This is a genomic window from Planobispora rosea, from assembly GCF_014648175.1.
GTDB lineage: Bacteria > Actinomycetota > Actinomycetes > Streptosporangiales > Streptosporangiaceae > Planobispora > Planobispora rosea.
Genome location: NZ_BMQP01000007.1, coordinates 235034 through 259543 on the forward strand (window position 1 = coordinate 235034; position 24510 = coordinate 259543).

The 24510-nt window shown below is 72.0% G+C and carries 20 protein-coding genes; 12 read left to right on the top strand and 8 right to left on the bottom strand.

Going from position 1 to position 24510, the window contains the following annotated elements; translation table 11 throughout:
- Position 1: 1 nt before the first annotated feature.
- On the top strand, positions 2 to 844 hold the full coding sequence (locus tag IEZ08_RS09770; protein WP_068921581.1) for an aminotransferase class IV: 843 nt from the start codon (positions 2 to 4) through the stop codon (positions 842 to 844).
- 2 nt (positions 845 to 846) lie between these two features.
- Positions 847 to 2985 carry an aminodeoxychorismate synthase component I gene (gene pabB, locus IEZ08_RS09775; RefSeq protein WP_203863297.1) on the top strand — a complete coding sequence of 713 codons (2139 nt, stop codon included), beginning with the start codon at positions 847 to 849 and terminating at the stop codon, positions 2983 to 2985.
- On the opposite strand, the gene IEZ08_RS39435 is transcribed toward pabB, so the two are convergent.
- The 3 genes from IEZ08_RS39435 to IEZ08_RS09790 form a co-directional block, all read right to left on the bottom strand.
- The gene (locus IEZ08_RS39435) at positions 2930 to 3655 is read right to left on the bottom strand and encodes a response regulator transcription factor (RefSeq protein WP_203863295.1); all 726 of its coding nucleotides are present in this window, start codon (positions 3653 to 3655) and stop codon (positions 2930 to 2932) included. The genes pabB and IEZ08_RS39435 overlap by 56 nt on opposite strands.
- A 182-nt stretch (positions 3656 to 3837) precedes the next feature.
- A complete protein-coding gene (locus IEZ08_RS09785) occupies positions 3838 to 7068 on the bottom strand; it encodes an ATP-binding protein (protein ID WP_189242022.1) in 3231 nt (1076 codons plus the stop codon).
- A gap of 106 nt (positions 7069 to 7174) precedes the next feature.
- Complete coding sequence (locus IEZ08_RS09790) at positions 7175 to 7510, bottom strand: hypothetical protein (protein WP_141703639.1); 336 nt, start codon at positions 7508 to 7510, stop codon at positions 7175 to 7177.
- A gap of 200 nt (positions 7511 to 7710) precedes the next feature.
- Here IEZ08_RS09790 and IEZ08_RS09795 point away from each other — a divergent pair, with 200 nt between their 5' ends.
- From IEZ08_RS09795 to IEZ08_RS09805, 3 genes are all read left to right on the top strand, one after another.
- The gene (locus tag IEZ08_RS09795; protein WP_068928416.1) at positions 7711 to 8571 is read left to right on the top strand and encodes a helix-turn-helix domain-containing protein; all 861 of its coding nucleotides are present in this window, start codon (positions 7711 to 7713) and stop codon (positions 8569 to 8571) included.
- A gap of 100 nt (positions 8572 to 8671) precedes the next feature.
- Positions 8672 to 8884: a DUF397 domain-containing protein gene (locus IEZ08_RS09800; protein ID WP_068921577.1), complete on the top strand. Its 213-nt coding sequence runs from the start codon at positions 8672 to 8674 to the stop codon at positions 8882 to 8884.
- A gap of 147 nt (positions 8885 to 9031) precedes the next feature.
- Positions 9032 to 9355 carry a DUF397 domain-containing protein gene (locus IEZ08_RS09805; RefSeq protein ID WP_068921576.1) on the top strand — a complete coding sequence of 108 codons (324 nt, stop codon included), beginning with the start codon at positions 9032 to 9034 and terminating at the stop codon, positions 9353 to 9355.
- 17 nt (positions 9356 to 9372) lie between these two features.
- Here IEZ08_RS09805 and IEZ08_RS09810 read toward each other — a convergent pair whose 3' ends face one another.
- The gene (locus IEZ08_RS09810) at positions 9373 to 11268 is read right to left on the bottom strand and encodes a S1 family peptidase (RefSeq protein ID WP_189242023.1); all 1896 of its coding nucleotides are present in this window, start codon (positions 11266 to 11268) and stop codon (positions 9373 to 9375) included.
- Between the two features lie 210 nt (positions 11269 to 11478).
- On the opposite strand from IEZ08_RS09810, the gene IEZ08_RS09815 reads away from it, so the two are divergent.
- The gene (locus IEZ08_RS09815; RefSeq protein WP_068921574.1) at positions 11479 to 12087 is read left to right on the top strand and encodes a hypothetical protein; all 609 of its coding nucleotides are present in this window, start codon (positions 11479 to 11481) and stop codon (positions 12085 to 12087) included.
- A gap of 4 nt (positions 12088 to 12091) precedes the next feature.
- Here IEZ08_RS09815 and IEZ08_RS09820 read toward each other — a convergent pair whose 3' ends face one another.
- Entirely contained in the window at positions 12092 to 13072 is a 981-nt protein-coding gene (locus IEZ08_RS09820) for a Gfo/Idh/MocA family protein (protein ID WP_189242024.1), read from the bottom strand.
- A gap of 111 nt (positions 13073 to 13183) precedes the next feature.
- On the bottom strand, positions 13184 to 14767 hold the full coding sequence (locus IEZ08_RS09825) for a peptide chain release factor 3 (RefSeq protein ID WP_068921572.1): 1584 nt from the start codon (positions 14765 to 14767) through the stop codon (positions 13184 to 13186).
- Positions 14768 to 15022: 255 nt separating this feature from the next.
- Between IEZ08_RS09825 and IEZ08_RS09830 the strand changes: the two genes are divergently transcribed.
- Positions 15023 to 15796: a PP2C family protein-serine/threonine phosphatase gene (locus tag IEZ08_RS09830; RefSeq protein WP_068921571.1), complete on the top strand. Its 774-nt coding sequence runs from the start codon at positions 15023 to 15025 to the stop codon at positions 15794 to 15796.
- Between the two features lie 81 nt (positions 15797 to 15877).
- On the opposite strand, the gene IEZ08_RS09835 is transcribed toward IEZ08_RS09830, so the two are convergent.
- Positions 15878 to 16675, bottom strand: coding sequence for a PP2C family protein-serine/threonine phosphatase (locus IEZ08_RS09835; protein WP_068921570.1), 798 nt, complete (start codon positions 16673 to 16675; stop codon positions 15878 to 15880).
- Between the two features lie 84 nt (positions 16676 to 16759).
- Between IEZ08_RS09835 and IEZ08_RS09840 the strand changes: the two genes are divergently transcribed.
- Positions 16760 to 18757: an N-6 DNA methylase gene (locus tag IEZ08_RS09840; protein ID WP_068921569.1), complete on the top strand. Its 1998-nt coding sequence runs from the start codon at positions 16760 to 16762 to the stop codon at positions 18755 to 18757.
- 24 nt (positions 18758 to 18781) lie between these two features.
- Positions 18782 to 19675 carry a serine/threonine-protein kinase gene (locus IEZ08_RS09845; RefSeq protein ID WP_068921568.1) on the top strand — a complete coding sequence of 298 codons (894 nt, stop codon included), beginning with the start codon at positions 18782 to 18784 and terminating at the stop codon, positions 19673 to 19675.
- Between the two features lie 3 nt (positions 19676 to 19678).
- On the opposite strand, the gene IEZ08_RS09850 is transcribed toward IEZ08_RS09845, so the two are convergent.
- The gene (locus IEZ08_RS09850) at positions 19679 to 20263 is read right to left on the bottom strand and encodes a PadR family transcriptional regulator (RefSeq protein WP_084779604.1); all 585 of its coding nucleotides are present in this window, start codon (positions 20261 to 20263) and stop codon (positions 19679 to 19681) included.
- An 84-nt stretch (positions 20264 to 20347) separates the two neighbouring features.
- Here IEZ08_RS09850 and IEZ08_RS09855 point away from each other — a divergent pair, with 84 nt between their 5' ends.
- The 3 genes from IEZ08_RS09855 to IEZ08_RS09865 all read left to right on the top strand — a co-directional run bounded on the left by IEZ08_RS09855 (position 20348) and on the right by IEZ08_RS09865 (position 24396).
- Positions 20348 to 21658 (top strand): carotenoid oxygenase family protein, encoded by a 1311-nt coding sequence (locus tag IEZ08_RS09855; RefSeq protein ID WP_189242025.1) that lies wholly within the window; start codon positions 20348 to 20350, stop codon positions 21656 to 21658.
- 204 nt (positions 21659 to 21862) lie between these two features.
- Positions 21863 to 23197, top strand: coding sequence for an ATP-binding protein (locus IEZ08_RS09860; protein ID WP_189242026.1), 1335 nt, complete (start codon positions 21863 to 21865; stop codon positions 23195 to 23197).
- Entirely contained in the window at positions 23194 to 24396 is a 1203-nt protein-coding gene (locus IEZ08_RS09865) for a tetratricopeptide repeat protein (RefSeq protein ID WP_189242027.1), read from the top strand. The genes IEZ08_RS09860 and IEZ08_RS09865 overlap by 4 nt, the downstream gene beginning before the upstream one ends.
- Positions 24397 to 24510: the final 114 nt, after the last annotated feature.

The following is a 24510-nucleotide window of genomic DNA, read 5'->3' on the forward strand; positions in this document are numbered from 1 at the left end:
CATGGTGGCTGTTCTCACCGGTCCCGTCCGGGGACTGACGGGCGAGCGCCTGGTGTGGACGGAGCGGTCCGGCCTGTCCCCCGCGGCGGGGCCGCCGCAGGGCGAGCCCGCGGTCGTCGACTCCTGGCTGGTCGCCGAGGGCCGGGTGCGCGATCTGGCACTGCACGGGCGGCGTTTCCTGCGCTCCTGCGAGCAGCTCGTGCCCGAACTGCCGTCCGCCGCCGTCCGCCGCTTCCTGGACGAGGTGTGGCAGTGGCTGCCCGGACACGGCCGCTGGTTCCCGCGGATCGAGGCGTACGGCGGCGCCGAGCCACTGCTGGCCCTGTGGCCCAGGCCCGCGCCCGAACACGCGCCCGGGGAGGTGACGCTCTGGACGCCGCCGGAGCCCGATCCCCGCCGCCGTCCCACCGTCAAGGGTCCCGACCTGCGGGTCCTGGCCCGGCTCCGGGACCGGGCCGAGGCGGCGGGCGCCGACGACGCCCTGCTGCACGACGCCGACGGGACCGTGCTGGAGACCGCGCACAGCGCGCTGGTGTGGTGGCGCGGCGGGACTCTCTGCGTGCCGGAGGCGACGCTGCCGGTCCTGCCCTCCGTCACCAGGGACCACCTGGAGCGGCTGGCCGCCTGCTGGAACTTCCCCGTCAGGCACGACCGCGTCACCTTGGACGAGGTGCCCGAACTGGAGGTCTGGACGCTGAACGCCCTGCACGGGCTGCGCCCGGTGCGCGCCTGGATCGACCGCGCCGGCCGTACGAGGCCGGGCAGGATCTCGGCGCGCGCCGCGGAGTGGCAGCAGGCCGTACGGCACCGCACCGTCCTGCCCGCCCCCCACCTCTGGGAATGACCGTGCGCACACTGATCGTCGACAACTACGACTCCTACACCTACAACCTGTTCCAGCTCGCCGCGCAGGTGTACGGCGTGGAGCCGGTGGTGCTGACCAATGACGACCCCGGCTGGGCGGAGCTGGATCTGAGCCGCTTCGACGCGCTCATCGTCTCCCCCGGCCCCGGTCGGCCGCAGCGGGACCGCGACGTCGGCGTCACGATGGACCTGATCCGCGACTCCGGGCTGCCCGTGCTGGGCGTCTGCCTGGGCCACCAGGCGCTGGCCTGGCTCTCGGGCGCCGACGTGGTACCCGCGCCCGCGCCGATCCACGGCTACGTGGAGGAGATCAGGCACTGCGGCCGTGACCTGTTCCGCGGCCTGCCCCAGGGCTTCCACGCGGTGCGCTACCACTCGTTGTGCGTGGCCACGCCGGCGCCCGACGACCTGGAGATCACCGCGTGGACGGCCGACTCGGTCGTCATGGGCCTGCGGCACCGCACGATGCCCTGGTGGGGCGTGCAGTTCCATCCGGAGTCGATCTCCACCGAGTACGGGCCCACGTTGCTGCGCAACTTCCGCGACCTGGCCCTGGAGTACAGGGAGTCCGCCGGGTCCGGGGCCGGAGCCGTCCTCACGCCGCGCCGGGCCGGTGAGCCGCGCTGGTCGCTGGAGGCCGAGCGGGTCTACGGCGTCTCCGACGCCGAGGCGGTCTTCACCGAGCTGTTCGCCGCCGAGCCGTACGCCTTCTGGCTGGACAGCAGCCGGGCCGAGACCGGGCTGGCCCGATTCTCCTTCCTCGGCGACGCCGGCGGCCCGCACGGCGAGGTCCTGTGCTGCCAGCCGGGTTCCGACAGCGTGCTGGTGCGCTCGGGCGGCATCGAGTCGGCGGTCTTCTCCTCGATCTTCGACGTGCTCGACGCGCGTCTGAAGGCACGGGCCGTCCCCAGCGATCCGGCGCTCCCGTTCGACCTGAACGGGGGCTACGTCGGCTACTTCGGCTACGAGCTCAAGCGCGACTGCGGCGCCTCGGCCGCGCACGTCTCCCCCTTCCCCGACGCGGTGTGGATGTCGGCCTCCAGATTCGTGGCGATCGACCATCAGACCGGCGAGACGTGGGCGCTGGCGCTCACCGACGGTGAACGCGACAGCCGGGCCGCGGCGCGCTCCTGGGTGGCGCGGGCCGCCGCCGTCTGCCGCAGGAACAGGCAGCTCGCGCAGCCGCCCGCCGAGCCGGGCCCGGAGTTCGACCCCGAACCATGGCTGGTACGGCCCCGCGAGCGCTACCTGGCCGACATCGAGGAGTGCCTGCGGCTGCTGCGCGCCGGGGAGAGCTACGAGGTCTGCCTGACCAACACCGCGGAGATCCCCTTCGGCGGTTCCCCCTACCGGCTCTACCTGGCCCAGCGGCGGCTCAACCCCGCCCCCTACGCCGCCTACTTGAGCCTGGGCGACATGCACGTGCTGTGCTCCTCGCCCGAGCGCTTCTTGAAGGTCGACCGGGACAGGATGGCCGAATCCAAGCCGATCAAGGGCACCGCGCCGCGCGTCCCCGAGGCGCGCCTGGACGCCGCCCTGCGCGAGGAGCTGGCCACCTCCGACAAGACCAGGGCGGAGAACCTCATGATCGTGGATCTGCTCCGCAACGACCTGGGCCGCATCTGCGACATCGGTTCGGTGCACGTGCCGGGTTTCATGGTGGTGGAGTCCTACGAGACCGTGCACCAGCTCGTCTCGACCGTGCGCGGGCGCCTGCAGGAGGGCGTCAGCGCCGTCCAGGCCGCGCGGACGTGCTTTCCCGGCGGTTCGATGACCGGGGCGCCGAAGCTGCGCACCATGGAGATCATCGACCGTCTGGAAGGACGGGCCCGCGGCGTGTACTCCGGCGCCCTCGGCTTCTTCGGCCTGGACGGCACCGCCGACCTCAACATCGTCATCCGCACCGCGGTGGCGCGCCGCGGGTGGCTGTCGGTCGGGGCGGGCGGCGCCATCGTGCTGGACTCCGACCCCGTCGCGGAGTTCGAGGAGATGCTCCTGAAGGCCAGGGCGCCGCTGCGCGGGCTGTCCTCCCGGGACAGCGGGCTGGCCCGGGAGGACAGCGGGCTCAGCGCGTCCGGACTCGCCGCGCGCTCCCCGGATCGGGAACCAGTCCGCGACTGATCGCCGTCGCCGCCGCCAGCGTCCTGTTCGGGCAGTTGAGCTTGGCCAGGATGTTGGCGACGTGCCGTTTGGCGCCGTGTTCGGAGATGCCCAGCCGGCGGGCGATCTGCTTGTTGCTCAGTCCCTCCACCATCAGCTTCAGCGCCTCCATCTCGCGGCAGCTCAGCGGGACGGACCGCGGGTCGCCCGGCCGTACCGCGACGGGCGGGTCCCGTCGGGGCCTGGGGGCCGGACTGATCTGGGCGATCAGCGTGCGTGCCACCGGACCCGGCATCGGCACCAGCCCGCTTTCGAGGTCGCTCAGCGCGCTCAGCAGCGCCTCGCGGGTCAGCGCGTGTTCCAGCAGGTAACCGTCGGCGGGGATGGCCGCCACCGCCGCCAGTGTCTGGTCGCTGGCGGCGCGGAGCACCAGCAGCACCCGCACGCCGAGGTCGGTCGCCGTGCGGGCGAGCTTCTCGGCCTGGTGCGGCTGGTCGCCGCTGCTCAGGATCAGCAGCGTGGGACGGCCGGAGTCCAGCAGTTCTATGCTCTGATCGAGATTGTCGCTCTCGATCACGTCATCGACCGCTCCCAGCTCCCGCAGCATGGTGCGCAACCCGCAGCGGACCACTTCGCTGCCCAGCGCGACGAGGGCGACCCTTGACCCGTCCTTTTCCGATCTGAATCCCACGGACCCGTCCCTTTCCGATCTGAGTCCCACGGTCAGAGCCGTCACAATCCGATCGCTTCGGGGAACGATCCGCGATTGCTTCGGAGATCGTCGCTCCACTGCCCACTAGATGTACTCTTATTCCCGACTAAATGGGTATTGTCGGTCGGCCGCGGGTGGCCGAACGGCCACCTGGGGCCCCATCAGGCCGACAACTCCTCCGCCAGGGCGTCCAGGGCCAGGTCGTAGGCTCGCACCCCGGCGCGGCGGACGAATCCCTGGGCGGCCCGCAGGTGCTCCCCGGCGCGCTTCCGGTCACCGTCCAGCAGGGCCAACCGGGCCATGCACAGATCGGCTACCGACCAGCCGAGCAGCCGTCCGGCCTCCGGTGCCAGGTGACCGTAGAGGACCCGGCCCGCCTCGACGTCTCCGAGAACGGAGCAGATCTCGCCGAGGGCGTCGGCGACGAACCGGTAGGACAGGTCGGGCAGGATCTCCGCGAAGCCGTCGCGGGCGAACCCGGCGAACTCGGCCCGCGCCTCCCCGACCCACGCCTTGCCGGGTCGCGCCCCCTCGGAGCGGCCGAGGTCGGTCAGGGCCAGGCAGCGCAGGATCCGCCAGGGCCGCTGACCGGGGCGCAGGGCGAGGATCTCCTCGGCCAGGGCCAGCGCCTCGGCCGCACGCCCCTCCCGCCGCAGCGCCAGGAAGCGGAACGTCTCGCTGCGCAGCCGCGCGTCGCCGCGGCCGAGCGCGCCCTCCGGGTAGACCGCGCCGGACTCCTCCGCCGCCGCCAGCGCCTCGGCCGGCCGCCCGGTCAGGTAGGCGTGGACCGCGGCCTGCCAGGCGGCCAGGCTGATCATCGAGGGGAGCCGGATCCTGGCCGCGGTCTCCCGCAGCCAGGCCAGCGTCCGTTCCGCTCCCCCGGTCGTGCCCTGTGCGATCAGCCGGACGTACTCGGCCTCCCGCCCGATCCACTCGGTCACCAGGTCCCCGGTGCGGATTCCGATCTCGATGATCTCCTCGACGACCTCCCGCCTGAGATCGTGGTCGTGGCCGGTCCGCAGCAGCAGCTCCTGCACGATCAGCGTCCTGGACAGGGTCTGGTCGTCCCCGGCGCGACGGGCCAGCCGTACGGCCTGCGCCGCCAGCTCCCGGCTCCGTTCGACCGGCCGCCCGGTGGAACCGATGAACGCCGAGGCGGCCAGCAGGCGGGCCCGCCAGGGCGACTCCTCGGCCAGGTCCGAGGCGAGCGCCCGGTCGATGCGCCCGGCGAGCCGCTCGACCCCGGTCACCTCCTCGTACATGGCGAGGTAGATCTGGTCGGACAGGCCCAGCGCCGCCCGGGCCAGCCGGTTGTCGTCGCCGAGCTCCTCGGCGATCCCCGCGGCGCTCTCCAGCGAGGCGTGCGCGGCGGTGCTCATCCCCGCCGCCGCCTGCGCCTCGGCCAGGTCCAGCAGGAGGTCGCAGCGGAGCGCGTCGTCCGACCTGGGCAACCGGTCGATCAGCGCGATCGCCCGCTCCAGGTGCTCCACCGCGTCCTCATGGGCGAACTGCGCCGTCGCCTGGGCCGCGGCGCGCCGGGTGTAGCCGATGGCCCTGCCCGTCATGCGCGCGCCCAGGACGCCCTCGCGGTAGTGGTGGGCGATCTCGGTGAGGCGGGTGCCGCTCCGCTCTTCCAGCACCTCCGCGATCCGGGTGTGCAGGCGCCTGCGGCGTACCGGGGGCAGCGCCTCGCGCAGCACGTCGCGGACGATGTCGTGGACGAACCGGAAGACCGGCCCGTCGCCCTCGGCCAGCAGCCGGGCCCGGACCGCGGCGTCGAGGATGTCGAGCACCCGGTCCTCGGGCGGCTCGACCACCCGGAGCAGGATGTCGGTGGCCGCGTCCCTGCCGAGCAGGGCGGCGGCGGTGAGCACCTCCTCGGTGTCCGGCGGCAGGCCGGCCATCCGCCCCCGGACGACGTCCGAGAGTTCTCCGGGGGTCTCGCCCAGGTGCAGGACCTCGCCGAGGAAGAACGGGTTCCCGGCGGTGAGCCGGGCCATCTCGGCCGCGCGTTCCGGGTCGGCCCCGGCTCTGCCGAGGTAGTGACGGATCTCGGTCTCGTCCAGCCCGCGCAGCACGAATCGCCGCACGTGCGGGAGCCGTACCAGCGCACCGAGGGCGTGCTCCAGCGCTCCACCGGGCCGCACGTCGGTGTCGCGGTAGGTCGCGATCACGGTCAGCCCGGGACAGAGCCGGGTCGTGGCGAGGAACTCCAGCAGCCGCAGCGAGGAGGCGTCGGCCCACTGGAGGTCGTCGAGGACGACCAGGACCCGGCCGTGCTCGTTCAGCAGCCCGGCGAACGCCTCGTAGAGCTCGAACCGCCCGCCCCCGGCGAGCCGCCCCAGCCCGCCCCCGCCCCCGGCACCGGCGAGTTCCTGTACGGCCTGCGTCCACGGCCAGAACGGCGGCGCGCCGGTCCCGTCCCAGCAGCGGCCCCAGACCACCCGGCGGCCGAGGGCCTCGGCAGTGGCGGCGGCCTGCTCGGCCAGGCTGGTCTTGCCGATTCCCGGCTCCCCGGCCAGCAGCACCACCCGGTGGCCGTCCTCCGCGACCGCCCGGCGCAGTTCCGCGGTCTCCGCCTCCCGGCCGACCAGCCGGGGCGCCTCCGCCGTGACGTGGACCCGGGGCGTGAGCGCGGGATCCTGGGCGAGGATGCGCCGCTCCATCTCCCGCGACCGGGGACCGGGGTCCAGCCCGAGGTCCTCCACCAGCAGCCTGCGGCCCTCGGCGAGGACGGCCAGCGCGTCGGCCTGCCTCCCGGCCTGGTAGAGCGCGTGCGCGCCCAGCACGCGGAGCCGTTCCCGCAGCGGGTGGGCCGCCACCAGCCGGGACAGCCGCCCGGTGAGCGCCTCACCCCGCCCCAGCGCGAGGTCCGCCTCGGCGGCGTCCTCCTCCAGGGTCAGCCGGAACTCGGCCAGGTGGGCGGTCTCGCCCTCCGCCCAGGGGGCTTGCGCGAAGTCGGCCAGCGGCTCCCCCCGCCACTCCTCCAGCGCCCGCCGGAACTCCTCTCCCGCACCCCGGTGGTCCCCGGCGGCGGCCCTGCGCCCGCCCTCGGCCGCGTGCGCGCGCGCCCGGCCCAGGTCGAACGCGTCCGCGGGGACGTCCAGGGCGTAGCCGCCGGGCCTGCTGACCAGGACCGCGGGGGGCGTGTTCCGCCGCCGGCCGGGTTCGAGGACCCGGCGGAGCTTGGAGACGTAGGCCTGAACGGTGTTGACCGCCCCGGGAGGCGGCTCGTCCTCCCAGAGGACGTCGATCATGCGGTTCAGCGGGACCGGCTGGGGAATGGCGAGCATGCACAGGGCCAGCACCACCCGCTGCTGGTGGGGCCCTGTGTCCAGGGACGTCCCATCGTCACCGATCACCCCGACCGGTCCCAGCACCCGAAAGTCCACCCCGGCCACCTCGCTCGCAGATGCGCCGATAGTAGCCCTTCATCCTGTTTGCCCCAGCCGACCGCCCCCACCCCGCCCATCCCGGTCGCCCGCTCCCGCCCCAGCCCTATTCCGGCCGCCCAAGACTGACGGCACCAGGCCTCCCCTTTAGGCCCCGGCTCCGGCCCCGGTCGATCCGCCCGGTCCCGTCGCAGAGCGGGCACCGCTTCTCCGCGGCGGTCGTGCCCTCACCCCGGCACAGGCCGCACTCCTGCAGGGCCTCGAACCCGGGGTCCCGGTAGACCCGGCGCAGCACCCTCCGGCGGTCGATCTCCCACCCCTGCACCCACGCGAACGCGTCGATCTCTCCGAAGATCCGGTCCTCCAGCGCCCGCAGCCAGAGGGCCAGCATGCCTCGTACGCCGATCCAGTGACCGCCTCGGATCTCGATGTGCTGCTTCACAACAGCACCCCCTTGAAGGTTCGCCCACCAGGGCCCTTTAAGGACATTTACCCTGGTTTGTTCCATAGGCAAACGCGATTTGGCAATTACCAAAGAGATTTTTCCGACGGTTCTTGCCGCAGGAACACCGGGGAGCGGTAAGATCTGTTTCCACCTGCGGCTCGACGGCTCGTCGGCAACCCCAAGGAGAGGTGGAGCCGATGGCTGAGACCAACGCGACCCTCCGTCGCCGTCAACTTGCCGGAAAGTTGCGAGAGTTGCGCAAAGCAGCAGGGCTGACAGTTGAGCAAGCCGCTCAGGAGCTGTTGTGCAGCCCCCCGAAGATCAGCCGCATAGAAACGGCACAACGTTCCGCCAGCCAGAGGGACGTACGCGATCTCCTGCGAATATACGGCGTCACCGACCAGGAGCTGATCAATCGCCTTATGACGCTGGCACGCGAGGTACGGCAGCCGGGCCTGAAACACCAGTACGGCGACCTCGGAGACGACGCGCTCTACACCTACATGGATTTCGAGTCGGCCGCCTCATCCATCACCGAGTTCCAGACCGCATACTTTCCCGGCCTGTTGCAGACGGAGGACTACGCCCGCGCTCTGATTCAAGGGCTGCTGCCACGGATGACCCCGGATGTGCTGGAACGGCGTGTCACCGCCCGGGTCAAACGCCAGCAACTCCTGTCGAGGGAGAGCCCTCCCCGCTACTGGACCTTCATCGACGAGGCGGTGCTCCACCGCGAGGTGGGAGGCGCCCAGGTCATGCGCGCGCAACTGGAACGGGTCCTGGAGACCGCACAGGCACCCCACGTGACCCTCCAGGTCATCCCCTTCCACGTGGGCGCCTACATGGGAGCGGGGGACCCCTTCGTCTACTTCGAGATCCCCGACGACAGGTTGCCGGCGGTGGTCCACCTCGAAATCCTCACGGGAAACGAGTGGCTGGAGAAGCCCAGCGAGCTCAGCGTGTTCCGTGAGGCCATCGATCAGATCCGTGCCGCGGCGCTGGACCCACGGGCGTCACTGAGACGCATAGCGGAGATGATGCAGATATACAAACCCTAGACCAGGCGAGAGTTCGCAAAAGAGACATACGAACTCCTGGGTCACACTGGAATCACCTGGAAGACGCATCACATTGTTCCAGTAGATTCCAGGAGTTTCAATGAGCTCACCGCAGGGCGTCACCAATCCTTCACTGGATTGGCGCATCTCCTCCCGCTGCAACGGGGGCGGATGCGTCCAAGTCGCCTTCGCAGACAACATGATCGTCGTTCGGGACTCCAAGCACCCGGACAACGGCATGCTGCGCTATTCCCACAGCGAGTGGCTCGCCTTCACCCGGGCCGTCAAGCAGGGTGCATACGATCTCGCCTGAGCGATCCTCTGTGGTACCGGGGCCGGCACACCCGGCCCCGGTACACTTTAGCGCCCAAAAGAGACATTAAATTTGTAAGTGGGTATATTACGCTACTTCCGACACGGCGCCTGCATCTCCATGTAGCCGATCTTTCTGGGAGAGCGCATGACGGAGAACTCTCCGTTCAACGCCAGCGTCTGGCATCGTCCGTGTAACGGCGGAAACTGCCTGGAGGTGGCTTTCGACGGCAGCCGAGTGGGGGTGCGTGACAGCAAGAACGGCGGCACCGGACCGGTCCTGACATTCGACGCCGAGGAGTGGACGGCCTTCGTGCGGGCCGTACGGCGGGGACGGTTCGACATCGCGTGGTTCAGGCGCACCCTGCGCAGGGCGCGCCTGTTCTCGCGTCATCGTCCCCGAGGCCGGGAGCGGCCTCCGCCGCCACCGGCCGAGATGGCCTCCGGCGGCGGCGGAGTCTTCAGAGGGTGAACGGTTCCGGTCGCGGGTCAGACCTGACCGGGCCGATTGCCGGGGTGGCCGTTCGGGGGCGGCGGGACCGGGGCGTTGGCGTACGGGGTGGCCGGGTTGCGGGGGTAGACCCGGGTCGCCGCGGGGTCGGGCGTGCCCGGTGCCGGAGCGTACGGCGCGGCCGGCGGAGCCGTCTGCGGGGTGACGCCGTCCGGTGCGGCCTGGGCGAAGGCACCCGGGCCGAACGGGAAGGGGGCCGGCAGGGCGGCAGGGGCGGAGCCGGCTGTGGAGGGCTGGAGTGCCGGGCCCGAGGGCGTGGCGGTGGCGAGCTTCCGGCGGTGGAGGGCCATGAGCAGGCCGCCGAGCGCGAAGAGCACCAGCAGCGCGCTGCCGAAGATTCCGACGAGCGCCATCGGCTTGTTCATCAGCCCTTCCTCGGCCGCGACCGGCTCGGTCTCGATGGAGGGAACGGGGGCCGGTGACGCGTCGGCGTTCGCCGCGGCGGTGCCGGGCGCCGGGGTCGCGGACGCGTCCGGGGCGGCGGAGGCGGCCGGCGGAGCCGTGGCGCCCGCGTCCGGAACGGCGTTCGCGTCAGGCTGCGGAGAACTCGACGGCGCGCCGGACGAGCTGTCCCGGCCGGCGGCGATGGCCTCCTGCGACTCCTTGATGTAGCCGGCGGCGTACGGGTGCAGCGGGTAGAGACCGAGCGTCTCCTTGAAGCCCGCGACGGCCAGGCTGTACCGGTCGGCGAAGAAGTCGTTCAGCGCGGCGTTGTAGGTCCGGGTGGCCGGCGATTCCTGGGGGGTGACCCCCTGGGCCGCCAGGAACTCGTTGATCTGACCGATGGGGAAGAACAGGCTCTGGTTCTCCTGGCGCTCGGTCTGGGTCTCGTTGAGGTACGTGGCGGAGACGAGCGCGACGACCTTGCCCTCGGCGTTGAAGACCGGCCCGCCGGAGTTCCCGCCGTAGATGGGGGTCTGCGCCTGGATGTACGGCACGCCCGAGGTGGTCTCGCGCAGGGCGCTGTAGGCGCCCTCGGTGATCGCGGGGTAGAGCCGGGACTTCTCGGTCAGGCCCTCGTCGCGGTTGACCGTCCCCGGGAAGCCGACGGCGTAGAGGGCGTTGCCGACCCGCACGTCGCCGTCGGTGCCGAGCGGCACGGTGGGCAGGTTGCGGGCGCCGGCGAGCTTCAGCAGGGCGACGTCCTTGCCGGTGCCGCCCGTGCCGTCCGCCGCGACGAGATCGATCGGCAGGTGGGTGGAGGAGGCGTTCATGCCTCCGCCGGGGAGCGGCAGGACCACCTCGTACTTCACCTTCGTGCCCGAGACTTCGAGGTTGTCGGTGTTGAACGTGACGAAGACCTTGGTCACCAGGTCGGTGAGCTCCTTGTCGGGTTCGACCGAGCCCATGAGGTCCTTCAGCGCGGTCTCGACGTCCTTCTTGGTGAGGTCGGCCAGGCCGTACTCCGCGAAACCGGCCTCGATCTGGGCGGGGGTGTTCTGGACGCAGTGCCCGGCGGTGACCATGTGGCCGTCGGGGGTGATCCACCAGCCCGTGCACGTCCCGGAGAAGGTGACGTCCTCGGTGCGCTCCGGCCCGCCGGCCTTGAGGTACTTGCCGGGATCGGCGGCGAGCTTGCCGAACGCCCACTTGGCGATGCTCAGGTTGTCGGAGGGGATCCGTCCCTTGCGCGCCTGCTTCTGCGCCTCGTCCAGCAGGTCGTCGAACGTCTTCTTCGAGACCGCGGTGGGAACGGTGACCTGGCCCGAGTAGGTCGTCTGGATCAGCTGCACGGCGGGGTTCGCCTGCGCCGCGATCAGCGTCGCCGCGGGGACCGGCTCGGTCTCCGCGGCCGCCGTGCCGAGGGATCCGAGTGCTCCCGTCACGGCCAGCGCCGCCACCACGGCCGCACGCCGCGTCGAAACTCCGCTCACTTGTCCACCCCGTCAGCCGATGCCCCTCCTCATCCGGGGCGGTTCCTGATCCGGAGTCTGCTCGAACGGACTTGCCCGGTGCTTGCGGCTCAGTGAAATCCCAGATCAAGTGGGTGAAAGCGGTCCATGAACCCCGGTCGCGCCCGTCCGGTGACGGTGATGGCGGTGCCCGGACTGCCGTGGGAAGGCATGCTGTAGGACGATGGACGCGTGAACTTCGAACTGGCCGTCTGGCACACACCCGAGCCGATCACCAGGGAACACGCGGAACACACCTTCCGGGCGCTCCGCAGGGGGGAGCCCGAGGCCGTCGCGCCGCACCCCGGGGTGGCGGCGTTCGCCGGGCGGCTGGCCGAGGCCGACCAGGTCGCGCCCGGCTACGCCCTCGTCAGCGTCGAGCCGGAGCGGGCCGACGAGGTGACGGGGGCGGCCTTCGAGCTGGCCCGGGAGTGCGGGCTGGTCTGCTACGACCCGCAGCGGCGGCTGGTGCACAACCTGGAGCCGCTGGGCTCCTACCCGGGCATGCAGATGCACACGGGCGACGGCATGATCGTGATCGACCCCGACCTCCAGCTGGTCCACGACACCCTGGGCACCATGGGGCCGCACAATCCGTTCGTCGCGCTGGTCGTCTTCGGCGAGCACTTCGTCCAGGCGTCCCCGGAGACCAGCGGGTACGAGCTCGAGTACAAGGACAGCGTCCGGAACCTGATGTTCCGCACCCACGTCCCGGAGCTGGAGCCGATCCGGACCGCCTTCGCCGAGTACGCCGTCGCCAACCGGGCCTTCCTGGAGCGCCACGACTGGAAGGCCGTCTGACGGTTCACTCCCCGGGGAAGCGCACCCCCGCCTGCGCCCGGACCTCGTCCATGATCCCCATCACCTCGAGCGTCGCCTGCCAGGGCACGAGCGGGCTCTCCAGGAGCCCCTCCCGCAGGCAGCGCATGGCCTCGGCGGCCTCGTGGTTCATGCCGTTGCCGTCGTAGGGGACGCGGAAGGTCTCCGGCTCGCCGCCGGTGCGGTAGAGGGTGAAGGTGTCGGGGCGGAAGAACAGGTGCGGCAGCTCGATGCGGCCGAGCGGACCGGAGACCGACGCGGTGACCGGGCTGTGCGTGCCGATGCCGCAGGACAGCAGCGCGACGGCGCCGTCCGGGTAGCCGAACAGCATGCCGGTGTTCTCGTCCACGCCCTCGGGGGTCAGCCGGGCCCAGGACTGCACCTTCCCGGGACCGCCGAGCAGCATGTGGGCGAAGGAGACCGGATAGACGCCCAGGTCGAGCAGGGCCCCGCCGCCCAGCTCGGGGTTGCGGAGCCGGTGGCCGGGCTCGACGGCGACGGAGAGCCCGAAGTCGGCGTGCACGGTGGTCACCGGCCCGATCGCGCCCTCGCCGATCAGCTCGACGAGTTTCCTGATGGCGGGGTTGCACCGCATCCACATGGCCTCCATCAGGAAGAGGCCGCGCTCGCGTGCCAGGTCCACCAGTTCGGCGGCCTGGGCGCGGTTGAGGGTGAAGGCCTTCTCGCACAGGACGGGCTTGCCCGCCTCCAGGCAGAGCCTGACCGCGTCGTAGTGGGCGTTGTGCGGGGTGGCGACGTAGACGATGTCCACGTCCGGGTCGGCGGCCAGTCCGGCCCAGCTGCCGTGGGCGCGGGGGATGCCGTACCGGCCGGCGAACGCCGAGGCGCTCTCGACCGAGCGGGACCCGACCGCCGTCACCTCGGCGCCGGGCAGCAGCTTCAGGTCCTCGGTGAAGGTCGCGGCGATGCCGCCGGTAGCGAGAATGCCCCACTTAATCGTGCTCATAGCGACATATCACACCACGTCACACCGCCTCGTGGGAACGCTCCCACGGCTGCCCGCCGTACCGCCTCCACGGGAACACCCCGCAGCAGGCGGTACGGCGGGCGGCGGGCGTCAGCCGCGGGTGTCGGCGAGCAGCGGCTCCAGCACCAGATCCGGATGGTCGCGCAGCACCCCGCGCATCCGCCACTCGTCGGTGAACAGCGCCAGCAGCGCCCCGTCGAGGGTCCGGGTGAAGACCTCCACGCCGCGCTGGCGGGCCAGGATCGGCGCCGACTCGGCGTCGGTGAGCCGGGCGAGGCTGAAGTCGAGCCGGTCCAGGGCGATCTCGGTGTTGAACTCCCCGGCCAGCCGGTGTTTCACCACGTCGAACTGCATCGGGCCGACCGCCGCGAGCACCGGCGACTGGTCGCCCCGGATGTCGGAGCGGAGCACCTGGACGACGCCCTCCCCCTCCATCTGCTCGATGCCCTTGCGGAACTGCTTGGACCGGCTGGAGTCGCGGACCCGGGCGGTCCAGAAGTGCTCGGGCGCGAAGCTCGGGATCTTCGGGAACTCGACCGCGGGGCCGTCGTAGAGGGTGTCGCCGGGGCGCAGGGCCGTGGCGTTGACCAGGCCGATCACGTCTCCGGGGAACGCCTCGTCGATCGTGGCGCGTTCCTGGCCGAAGACCGACTGGGCGTACTTGGTGGCGAAGGGGCGCCCGGTCGCCGCGTGGGTGAGCACCATGCCGCGCTCGAACCGGCCGGAGCAGACCCGGACGAAGGCGATCCGGTCGCGGTGCGAGGGGTCCATGTTGGCCTGGACCTTGAAGACCAGGCCGGAGAAGGGCTCCTCCAGCGGGCGCGGGTCGCCCTTCACGTCGGGGCGGGGCGCGGGAGCCGGGGCGATGTCCACCATCGCGTCCAGCAGGCGGCCCACGCCGAAGTTGGACAGGGCCGCGCCGAACAGCACCGGGGTCGACTCGTGGGCCTCGAACGCCTTCTGGTCGTGGTCGGAGCCGATCTCCGTGAGGAGATCGACCTCCTCCTTGGCCCGCTCCCAGTCCTCCCCGATCTCGGCGAGGGCCTGCTCGGGGGTCAGCTCGGTCTCGATCGCCTTGGTGGCGCCGCCCGGGGTCCGGGTGTAGCGGACGGACTGACCGGCGATCCGGTCGATCACCCCGTGGAAGAAGCCGCCGGTGCCGATGGGCCAGGTGATCGGGGTCGGGCGCAGGCCGGTCCGCTCCTCGATCTCGTCCAGCAGTTCCAGCGCCTCGCGGCCGGGACGGTCCCACTTGTTGATGAACGTGATGACCGGGATGCGGCGGTGGCGGCAGACCTCGAACAGCTTCAGGGTCTGCGGCTCCATGCCCTTGGCGGCGTCCAGCAGCATGACCGCGCAGTCGACGGCGGCCAGCACCCGGTAGGTGTCCTCGGAGAAGTCGGCGTGGCCCGGCGTGTCGACGAGGTTGAACATGTGCCCGCGGTACTCGAAGCGCAGGGCGGCGGAGGTGATGGAGATGCCGCGGGCCTTCTCCAGGTCCATCCAGTCGGAGGTCACGCCGCGCCGCCCGGCCTTGCCGTGCACGGCGCCCGCCTCGGTGATCGCGGAGGCGTGCAGCGCCAGCGCCTCGGTCATGGTGGACTTTCCGGCGTCCGGATGGCTGATCACCGCGAACGTGCGGCGCCGTGCCGCCTGCTGTGCGATCGCGGTCATCCTTCGTCTCCTTGCCGTACGGTGGAACTCGTCCGAGATGGTGGGCGGGGTGCCGCAACAGCTTACGCGCCACCACGCCCTTCAATTGATGTGGCAACACTTTCTCAGGCCGCTTGCGCCACCACGGCGCACAGTGGATCGTTGGAGATCTCGGTTCGCCGTGTCCGTATTGACTGTCCGAAAGCGACTGCTCGTGCAACTCGATGTTCCAGTTCGCAGGGTTCCCTCGGAGCGCAGGGTCCCGGTGGAGTGCAGATGATCACGCTCCGCTACGCGGCGGGTTCCGACGTCGGCAAGATCCGTCAGGGCAACGAGGACGCCGCCTACGCCGGGGCCCGGCTTCTCGCCGTCGCCGACGGCATGGGCGGGCACGTGGGCGGAGAGGTCGCCAGCTCGGCCGCGGTGGCGGCCGTCTCGCCCCTGGACCACGAGACCCCCGCCGATCTGATCGCCGCCGCCGAGGGCGGGGTCCGCCGGGCCAACCAGCGGCTGCGGGAGCTGACCGAGCAGGACCCGAGCCTCACCGGGATGGGCACCACCCTGACGCTCATGCTCTGGGACGGCCTGCGCGTCGCGCTCGCCCACATCGGTGACTCCCGCGCCTACCTGCTGCGCAACGGCGACCTCTACCAGATCACCTATGACCACACCCTCGTCCAGACCCTGATGGACGACGGCCGCATCACCGCCGAGGAGGCCGCCCGGCACCCGCACCGGTCGATCCTGCTCCAGGTGCTGGACGGCAGCGACGGCGCCGAGCCCGACCTGTCCCTGCGGGACGCCGAGGTGGGCGACCGTTACCTGCTCTGCTCCGACGGCCTGTCCGGCGTGGTGGAGGCCGAGCAGCTCCGTCACGTGCTGGCCACGGTCGACGACCTGGACACCGTGATCCGCACGCTCATCGATCTCGCCTGCGAGGGCGGCGGCCCGGACAACATCACCTGCGTGGTGGCCGACGTGGTCGACGATCCCAGCCCGGCTCAGAACACCCCCGTGGTCGTCGGCTCGGCGGTGCCGTCCGCGCCGTGACACCCCGGCCCCGCCCGGACGGCGGGCGGAGGTCGGGGCCGTCACCGGCGGGCGCCGGTCCCGGAACCCTGGGGACGGCCGTCAGGGGGTGAGCTTGCGCTCGGTCGCGGCGCCGACGACGAACCGCTCCGCGCCGGAGGGGTGGGCGCCGAAGTCGGCGACGATGCAGGTGATGTTGTCGGGCCCGCCGCCCCGGTTGGCCAGGTCGATGAGCCGGCGGGCGGCCTCGTCCGGGTCGTCGATCTCGGTGAGGGTGTTGAAGAGGGTCTCCGGGCCGACGACGGCGGTCAGGCCGTCGGAGCAGATGAGGTAGCGGTCGCCCGGCTGCGCCTCGCGCAGGGTCAGGTCGAGCTCGCCGTCGCCGGTGCCCTCCAGCACCCGCAGGACCATCGACCGGCGCGGGTGTTCGGCCGCCTGCTCGGGGGTGATCCGCCCGTCGTCCACCAGTGACTGGACGAGGGTGTGGTCGTGGGTGATCTGGTAGAGGGCGCCGTCGCGCAGCATGTAGGCACGGGAGTCGCCGACGTGGGCCAGGGCGAACATCTCGCCGTCCCAGAGCATCGCGGTGAGGGTGGTGCCCATCCCGCGGAGCGCGGGCTCCCGCTCGGCCGTGTCGCGCAACGCCTGGTTGATGTCCCTGGCCACGCCCTTCAGCGCGGCCTTGAGGTCGACACCGCTGCCCGGAAGACTGGCGTCCAGCGCCGCCACGGCGGCGACGGCGAGCGAGCTGGCGATCTCGCCACCGGCGTGGCCGCCCATGCCGTCGGCGACGGCGAGCAGGCGCGCGCTCGCGTAACCCGAGTCCTCGTTCGCCTCGCGGCGGACCCCGACGTCGGAGCGGGCGGCGTAGCGCAGTGCCAGTCCTTCGTTTTGTGCCATGAAGGCAGTAAAGCACTGGTTGAAGCACTTCACAAGCAAAGGAGCTGTAGACCATTTCAGCACAGTCAACTACTGTGACCGAGTATGGAGGAGAGTCAGGAGATCACCGTGAATGCGGGCGACATCGCCCGGTTCGCCGATGTCGGCAGGGCCGCGGTGAGCAACTGGCGCCGTCGTCACGACGACTTCCCCCAGCCCGTCGGCGGCACCGCCTCCAGCCCGCTCTTCTCCCTGTCCGAGGTCACCGCGTGGCTGCGCGGCAACGGCAAGTCCTTCGAGGTCTCTCTCGGCGACCTCGTCTGGCAGCGGATGCGGACCGCGGTCGACGACCTGCGCCTGGGCGAGCTGGTCGGTCAGGTCGGCGTCTTCCTGCTCTTCCTGCACCGCGATCCCGAAGGCTGGCGCGAGCACGGCTCGCGGGCGCTCTCCGGTGATCTCCGCATCTGGCCCTCCCCCGGCGGCGACGACTCCCGGTCCCCTCTCGACGGCCGAGACGCGCCCTCCCTCGCCGCGCTGGTGGCGGCCGCGACGGCCGATCTGCCCGACGCTCCCCGCCTGCGGCTGGACCCCACCCTGCTCCGGCTGGTCGTCCGGCTGGCCCGGGAGCACGGGCCGCTGGGCGCGTTCGAGTTCCTCTGCGCCCGTTACGTCGAGGCCCACTCCCGCCAGCTCTCGGTGACCAGAGACGACGTGGCCGCGCTCATGACCCGCCTGGCCGGCGACGGCACCGTGCTGGACCCCGCCTGCGGCGTCGGAACCCTCCTGCTGGGCGCGGGCACCCCGCTCGGCCAGGAGCTCAGCGAGCCGAACGCCCTTCTCACGGCGGTACGGCTGCTGCTGCGCGGGACGTCCGCCCGGATCGTGGCCGGTGACTCGCTCCGCGAGGACGGCCTGGCCGGCGTGCTCGCCGACGCGGTGCTCTGCGACCCGCCGTTCAACGAGCGGGCCTGGGGCTACGACGAGCTGACCGGCGACCCCCGCTGGGAGTACGGCCTGCCGCCGCGCAGCGAGCCGGAGCTCGCCTGGGTGCAGCACTGCCTGGCCCACGTGCGGCCGGGTGGCCTGGTGGCGATCCTGATGCCCTCGGCCGCGGCCAGCCGCCGCCCCGGCAAGCGGATCCGGGGCAACCTGCTGCGGGCCGGGGCGTTGCGGGCCGTGGTCTCCCTGGCGCCGGGCGGCCCCGACCTGTGGCTGCTGCGCCGTCCCGCCGGAGAGCGGCCCCCGTCGCAGGTGCTGATGGTGGACGCCGGCGAGGACCTGTCGATCGTGGAACCGGCCTGGCACGCCTTCATCGCGGATCCCGAGGCCGAACCGGCCGGCGACAGCCGTACGGTGCGGATCATCGACCTGCTCGACGACGAGGTGGACCTCGCCCCGGGACGGCACCGCCCGCCGCAGGGCGGCATGGACTTCGCCCGCGACTTCACCGCCGTCCTGGACCGCTTCCGGGAGGCCTCGGCCGCGCTGCCGCAGGTCCCCCCGGCGCTGGAGACGCTGACCGAGCGGCAGGAACTGCCCACCACGACGGTCGGCGAGCTGGTCAAGGCGGGGCTGGTCACCATCCTGGCGGCCCCGTCGAAGATGGCCGCCGACTCCGGGCCGATCCCGGTCCTGACCGCCGACGACGTCGCCGCGGGCCTGCCGCCCTCCGGCGGCACCGTCCTCGATCCGGCCCTGGTCATGACCCGCCCCGGGGACATCGTGACCACCGCCCTGGGCACGGTCCGGGTGATCACCGAGTCCTTCCCGGACTCCGGCGCCGACTCCGGCGCCGCGCTCGGGCCGCAGCTCACCCTCTACCGGGTGGACCGGGACCGGCTCGACCCCTATTTCCTCGCCGGGTTCCTCCGCTCCGCCGACTCCTCCCGCGTGCACTCCAGCTCCAGCAGGCTCGACGTACGGCGGGCCCGGGTGCCGGTGCTGCCGGTGACCGAGCAGCGGCGTTACGGCGCGGCGTTCCGGGAGCTGACCGCGATGGAGGACCGGTTGCGCGAGACGGCGGCACTGGGCGAGACCTTGATCCGGCTAGGCTTTGATGGACTGGTCGACGGCCATCTGAGACCGTGCGGCCAAGGGGGTTAGCGCCCACGGGTCCAGGGAGGGTCGATGGTCATCGGTGACCGCTACGTACTCGACGACCTCCCCCTGGGGCAGGGCGGGATGGGCGCGGTCTACGCCGGTCACGACAAGCACCTCGACCGCAGGGTGGCCGTCAAACTCCTGCGCCTGCTCACCGGCCCGGACGAGGAGATGGAGCGGCGGTTCCTGCGCGAGGCCCGCATCCTGGCCCGGCTGGAGCACCCCGGCGCCCCGGTCCTGTACGACTTCGGCACCTTCGACCAGCGCCTGTTCCAGGTGATGCAGTTCATCGACGGCGTCACCGTGGCCGACCTGGTCAGCGAGCACGGCCCGCTCCCGGTGCCGTGGGCCGCCGCGATCGCGGCCCAGGCCTGCGCGGTGCTCTCGGCCGCCCACGCGCTCTCCATCTACCATCGCGACCTCAAGCCGACCAACCTGATGCTCTGCCCCGACGGCAGCGTCAAGGTCCTGGACTTCGGCCTGGCGATGCTCCGGGAGACCGACTCCACCCGGTTCACCCGGATCGGCCAGCTGCTGGGCACCCCGTCGTACATGGCGCCCGAGCAGATCCAGCGCGGTCTGGCCGGGCCGCGCAGCGACCTGTACGCCCTGGGCTGCGTGCTCCACGAGATGCTGACCGGCAGGCAGCTGTTCACCGGCCCCACCGAGTACGCCGTGTTCGAGCGGCAGGTGAAGGAGCGCCCGCCCCCGGTGCCCGGCATTCCCGCCGAGCTGAGCCGCCTCCTCGCCGACCTGCTGGAGAAGGACCCCGAGCGGCGCCCGGCCGGCGTCGAGGCGCTCTACGAGCGGCTGCAGTCCTTCGCCGTGGACCTGCCCATGCTCCCCGGCTTCCTCACCCCGCCCTCGGTGCCCAGCCCGGGCCGGATGTACGCCCGCGTGGTCGGCCGCGTCCTCGCCTGATCCTCACGGGCGGGACTGCCCGGACCCGTCCGTCCCGGGAGCCGCGGCGGTGTGCCGCTCGCCTATCCGGTCGACCTGGCGGGCGGCCCACTCGGCCCACTCCTGCTGCATGGCGGTGAAGCGCAACCCCCACTCGAGGGCGATGCGGCCGTAGACCGCCAGGGGGGCGTTCTCCAGGTCGCCCTTGTCGACGGTCGAGCGGATCTCCTCCAGGCTCTCGCGACCGCGGGCCGCCACCGCGCCCTGCTCCCGGAGGTAGGCCTGGGCCTGCTCGGGACTGACCACGCCGAGGAAGAACACCCGGAGCAGCATGTCGGTGCGCCGGAACGACTCGGGCTCGACCTCGATCAACCAGCGGCGCAGTTCGGCCAGGCCCGCCTCGGTCAGGCCGTACTCCTTCCGGCCGCGCGGTCCTTCGGCCACGACCTCGATCAGGCCGGCGTCGGCCAGGCGGCCGAGCTCGCCGTAGAGCTGGCTCTGGGTGGCCGGCCAGACGTTGGCGAGTGAGGCCTCGAAGACTTTCAGCAGGTCGTAGCCGCTGGCCGGGCCCTCGGTGAGGAGCCCGAGCACCGCATGACGGAGGCTCATGAGGTCATCTTAGATTCCTCCATTGACATGTCATGAATGAACGTTCTACTTTCGACATGTCACAATTGAAATATTGGAGGGCATATGACCGCCGCCTACCTGCAAGGGCACTTCGCCCCCGTCCCTGATGAGATCAGCGCCGTTGACCTGCCGGTGACCGGCGAGCTCCCCGCCGAACTGGCCGGCCGCTACTTCCGCAACGGCCCCAACCCGCTGCCCGGCCAGGACCCGGGCCACTGGTTCCTGGGGCCCGGCATGCTCCACGGCGTCCGGCTGCGCGACGGCCGCGCCGAGTGGTACCGGAACCGGTGGACGAAGACCAAGGCCTTCACCGACGACGCCCCGTTCCTCACCGACGAGGGCGTCGACCTGGCCGCCGTCAGCGCCAACACCCACGTGATCCGGCACGCCGGCCGGATCCTCGCGCTGGTCGAGAACGGCCTGCCGTACGAGATCAGCCCGGAGCTGGAGACCCTCGGCCCCCGCGACTTCGGCGGCAGGCTCACCACCGCCATGACCGCGCACCCGAAGGAGGATCCGAAGACCGGGGAGCTGCTCTTCTTCGGGTACGGCTTCGTCCCGCCGTACCTCACCTACCACCGGCTGTCGGCGGACGGCGAGCTGGTCGAGAGCCGGGAGATCGAGGTGCCGGGACCGGCGATGATCCACGACTTCGCGATCACCGAGAACCACGTCGTCTGGCTGGACCTGCCGGTGGTCTTCGACCTCGAGACGGCCATGGGCGGCGGCATGCCGTACCGGTGGGACGACGGCTACGGCGCGCGGCTCGGCGTGATGCGCCGCGACGGCGGCGACGGCGGGAAGGTGCGCTGGCACGAGATCGACCCGTGCTACGTCTTCCACGTCGGCAACGCTCACGAGGACGCCGAGGGCCGGGTCGTGCTGGACGCGGTGCGTTACCCCTCCGGCTCGTTCCGGCGGATCTGGGGGGAGATCAGCGGCGATGCGGACCCCGCGGCCTCCGCCGCCGTGATCGGCGGCGCGACCCTGCACCGCTGGACCCTCGGCGCGACCGCGAAGCAGGAGCAGCTCGACGACCGGGAGGTGGAGTTCCCCAGCCTCAACGGTGACCGCACCGGCCTGGCCAACCGCTACCTCTACGCGGTGACCGGCGACGCGATCGTCAAGTACGACACGGTCACCGGCTCCAGCCGGGTCGAGGAGACCGGCGGCCCGGCCGGGGAGGCTGTCTTCGTCCCCGCCGAGGGGGCGCGAGCCGAGGACGACGGCTGGCTGATGTCGATCGTCGCCACGGAGGACGGCTCGGAGCTGCGGGTGCTGGACGCCGGCTCCCTGGAGCGGGTGGCGGCGGTACGGCTGCCGCGCCGGGTGCCCGCCGGCTTCCACGGCAACTGGTTCGGCGACGAGGGCTGACCGCCTCACCCTGGGCACGATCTCGCTGGCCGGCTCCGGCTGCCGGTTCGGCTCCTTCGACCGTCTTCTCCACCGACTCCGACCAGGACAGGGCCTGATCGCCAGGATCACACGATGGAGTGATTTAGATAGCCTTACCGGGGATCGACGATCGGTGATCGACGGTCTGGAATCGACCATCCCTCGTCAGAAGGGACCGGGTACGTGCTCGACGACGCCGGGTTCCGGGCACTCCGCGAAGCGGTGCGCCTGTCTCCGGAGAACCTTCCCCTCCGGCGGCACCTCGCCGATCAGCTCCTGGCCGGGGGGTACCTCGCCGAGGCCGAGGCCGAATACCGCGCCGCGCTCCGGCTGGCCCCCGCAGACCCGGACGTCGTGGCCGGGCTGGCGGAGGCTTTCGTACGGCAGAGCTCCCACGGCGCCGCGCTGTCGGCGCTCGAACCGTTCCTGGCCGTACCCGGCCACCCCCCTCGGCTGGGAGTTATCGCGGCCCGCGCGCTGCTCGGCGAGGGCGACCTGGCCGGTGCGGCCCGGCGCTACCGGGACGCGGTCTCCCGCGACCCCGCGGTGTCCGACCCCGAGCTGGCCGTACGGCTGGGGCCGCCGCAGTCCGTCCCGGAGGCCCCGGACCGCCCCGCGCCGGCGCCGTCCGGCGAGACCGGCGTGGAGGCGGTGCGCTCCCCCGTCACCTTCGCCGACGTGGCGGGGATGGACGCGGTCAAGGAGGCGCTGCGGATCAAACTCCTGCTCCCCGTCCAGCAGCCGGAGCTGTTCGCCGCGTTCGGCAAGCGCGCCGGTGGCGGGGTGATGATGTACGGCCCGCCGGGAGCGGGAAAGACCCACCTGGCCAGGGCCGCCGCCGGAGAGCTCGGCGCGTCGTTCGTCGACGTCGGCCTGGCCGACATCCTGGACATGTACATCGGTTCGAGCGAGCGCAACCTGCGGGCCACGTTCAACCTGGCCCGCCGCAACCGGCCGTGCGTGCTGTTCTTCGACGAGGTCGACGCGCTGGCCGCCCGCCGCGCCGACATGCGCCAGGCGCACAACCGCCAGCTGGTCAACCAGTTCCTGGCCGAACTCGACGGCGTGGACGAACACGCCAACGAAGGGGTGCTGGTGCTGGCGGCCACCAACGCCCCCTGGTACGTCGACGCGGCCTTCCGCCGCCCCGGCCGGTTCGACCAGCTGGTGTTCGTGCCTCCGCCCGACGTCGCGGCGCGGGCCGCCATCCTGCGCATCCTCTGCCGTGACAAGCCCCTGGCCGAGATGGACTTCGACGCGGTCGCGCGGGCCACCGACCAGTTCGCCGGCGCGGATCTGAAGGGCGTGGTCGACCGGGCGGTGGAGGCCAAGCTCCAGCAGTCGATCAGCGCGGGCCGCCTCGTCCCGCTCTCGACGCAGGACCTGCTGGCCGCCGCCCGGGCCGTCCGGCCGACCGCCGTACGGGAATGGCTGGCCACCGCGCGCAACTACGTGCTGCACTCGAACGACTCCGGCGCCTGGGACGAGCTGATGCCCTGGATCAAGGACGGCTGGTGACCACCGACACCCTGATCGAGCGGGCACGGACGCTGCTGAAGCTGCGCCGCCCCGCGGAGGCCGAGCGGGAACTGCGCGGGGTGCTCGCCCGGGACCCGGAGCACGCCGAGGCGCACGCCCTGCTGGGCGTCACCCTGGCCGAGCAGCGGATGCCGTCCGAGGCGGTCGCCGAGGCGCGCGAAGCGGTACGGCTCGCGCCGGACCAGTGGTTCCCGCACTACGTGGCCGGTCAGATCCACCTGATGGCCGGCCGGCCCGGCGACGCGATCGCCGCCCTCCGCGCCGCCCTGGCCATCGAACCCGAATACGCGCCGATCTGGAGGTTCCTGTCCCGGGCCCACCTGCGGGCGGGGCAGGGGGCCGAGGCGGCGGACGCCTCCCGCCGCGGTCTGGCCCTCGACCCGCGGGACGCCGAGCTGGCCGGCCTGCTGGCGCTGGCCCTCACCGCGCTCGGCGAGGCCGCCCAGGCCCAGGACGCCGCCGCGCAGGCCGTACGGCTGGACCCGGAGAACGCGCTGGCCCACCTGGCGTACGGGCGGGCGGCACTGGCCTTCGGCGATCCCGGTCACGCCGCCCGCGCCTTCCGTGAGGTGCTCCGCCTCGATCCCGGCTTCGGCGAGGCGAGAGACCTCCTGCTGAAGGCGCTGAAGCGGCGCAATCCCCTCTACCGGACGCTGGACCGGTTGCGCGGCAGGTTCTTCGGCAGATGGTGGGTGGTACTGCTGCTGCCCGCGGCGCCGATGCTCGTCATCGTCCTCCTCCTCGTCGCGCTGCTGCACTGGGTGGCCTGGAGCGTCGAGGCGTTCACCACCCTGCGCCTGGCGCACGCCGGGGCCACCAGGCTGCTCTTCGAGCGCGCGGAGGTCCGGGCGGCCCGCCTGTGCTGCCTCCTGCTGGCCGCGGGCGCGACGCTGATCGCGCTGGGCGTGCTGTCCTCCCAGGAGGTGGTGGGCGCGGCGGGCGCGGCGGCCATGGCGCTGATCACCCCCGTCCAGGAGTCGGTGCACACCGGCTCGCCGCTCGGGCGGGCCGTGCTGTACGGCTGGGCGGTCCTGCTGGCACTCGTCATCGCCGTGTCAGCGGTCCTGGGCTCGATGGCCGCCGTGATGCTGAGCACCTACACCGGGCTGGCCACGATCTGGATCGCGGCGGGGGTACGGCGCCTCTTCGGGCGGACGGCCGGCGGGGAGCCCCGATGAACCGGTGGAGCCGGTGGAGCCGGTGAGCTCTCCCGGGGCCGGAACCGCCCGCGTCCCCTAGGGCGTGTCGTCAAAGTGTCATAACCACATCAACAACGCCGCCAGCGTGACCGC

What these genes read in the sequence shown, in the direction of transcription:
- IEZ08_RS09770 (WP_068921581.1), top strand. Translation starts at nt 2, where the DNA reads ATGGTGGCTGTTCTCACCGGTCCCGTCCGGGGACTGACGGGCGAGCGC.
- IEZ08_RS09795 (WP_068928416.1), top strand. Translation starts at nt 7,711, where the DNA reads ATGGCTGAGACCAACGCGACCCTCCGTCGCCGTCAACTTGCCGGAAAG.
- IEZ08_RS09800 (WP_068921577.1), top strand. Translation starts at nt 8,672, where the DNA reads ATGAGCTCACCGCAGGGCGTCACCAATCCTTCACTGGATTGGCGCATC.
- IEZ08_RS09805 (WP_068921576.1), top strand. Translation starts at nt 9,032, where the DNA reads ATGACGGAGAACTCTCCGTTCAACGCCAGCGTCTGGCATCGTCCGTGT.
- IEZ08_RS09820 (WP_189242024.1), bottom strand. Translation starts at nt 13,072, where the DNA reads ATGAGCACGATTAAGTGGGGCATTCTCGCTACCGGCGGCATCGCCGCG.
- IEZ08_RS09825 (WP_068921572.1), bottom strand. Translation starts at nt 14,767, where the DNA reads ATGACCGCGATCGCACAGCAGGCGGCACGGCGCCGCACGTTCGCGGTG.
- IEZ08_RS09830 (WP_068921571.1), top strand. Translation starts at nt 15,023, where the DNA reads ATGATCACGCTCCGCTACGCGGCGGGTTCCGACGTCGGCAAGATCCGT.
- IEZ08_RS09835 (WP_068921570.1), bottom strand. Translation starts at nt 16,675, where the DNA reads ATGGCACAAAACGAAGGACTGGCACTGCGCTACGCCGCCCGCTCCGAC.
- IEZ08_RS09840 (WP_068921569.1), top strand. Translation starts at nt 16,760, where the DNA reads ATGGAGGAGAGTCAGGAGATCACCGTGAATGCGGGCGACATCGCCCGG.
- IEZ08_RS09845 (WP_068921568.1), top strand. Translation starts at nt 18,782, where the DNA reads ATGGTCATCGGTGACCGCTACGTACTCGACGACCTCCCCCTGGGGCAG.
- IEZ08_RS09850 (WP_084779604.1), bottom strand. Translation starts at nt 20,263, where the DNA reads ATGAGCCTCCGTCATGCGGTGCTCGGGCTCCTCACCGAGGGCCCGGCC.
- IEZ08_RS09855 (WP_189242025.1), top strand. Translation starts at nt 20,348, where the DNA reads ATGACCGCCGCCTACCTGCAAGGGCACTTCGCCCCCGTCCCTGATGAG.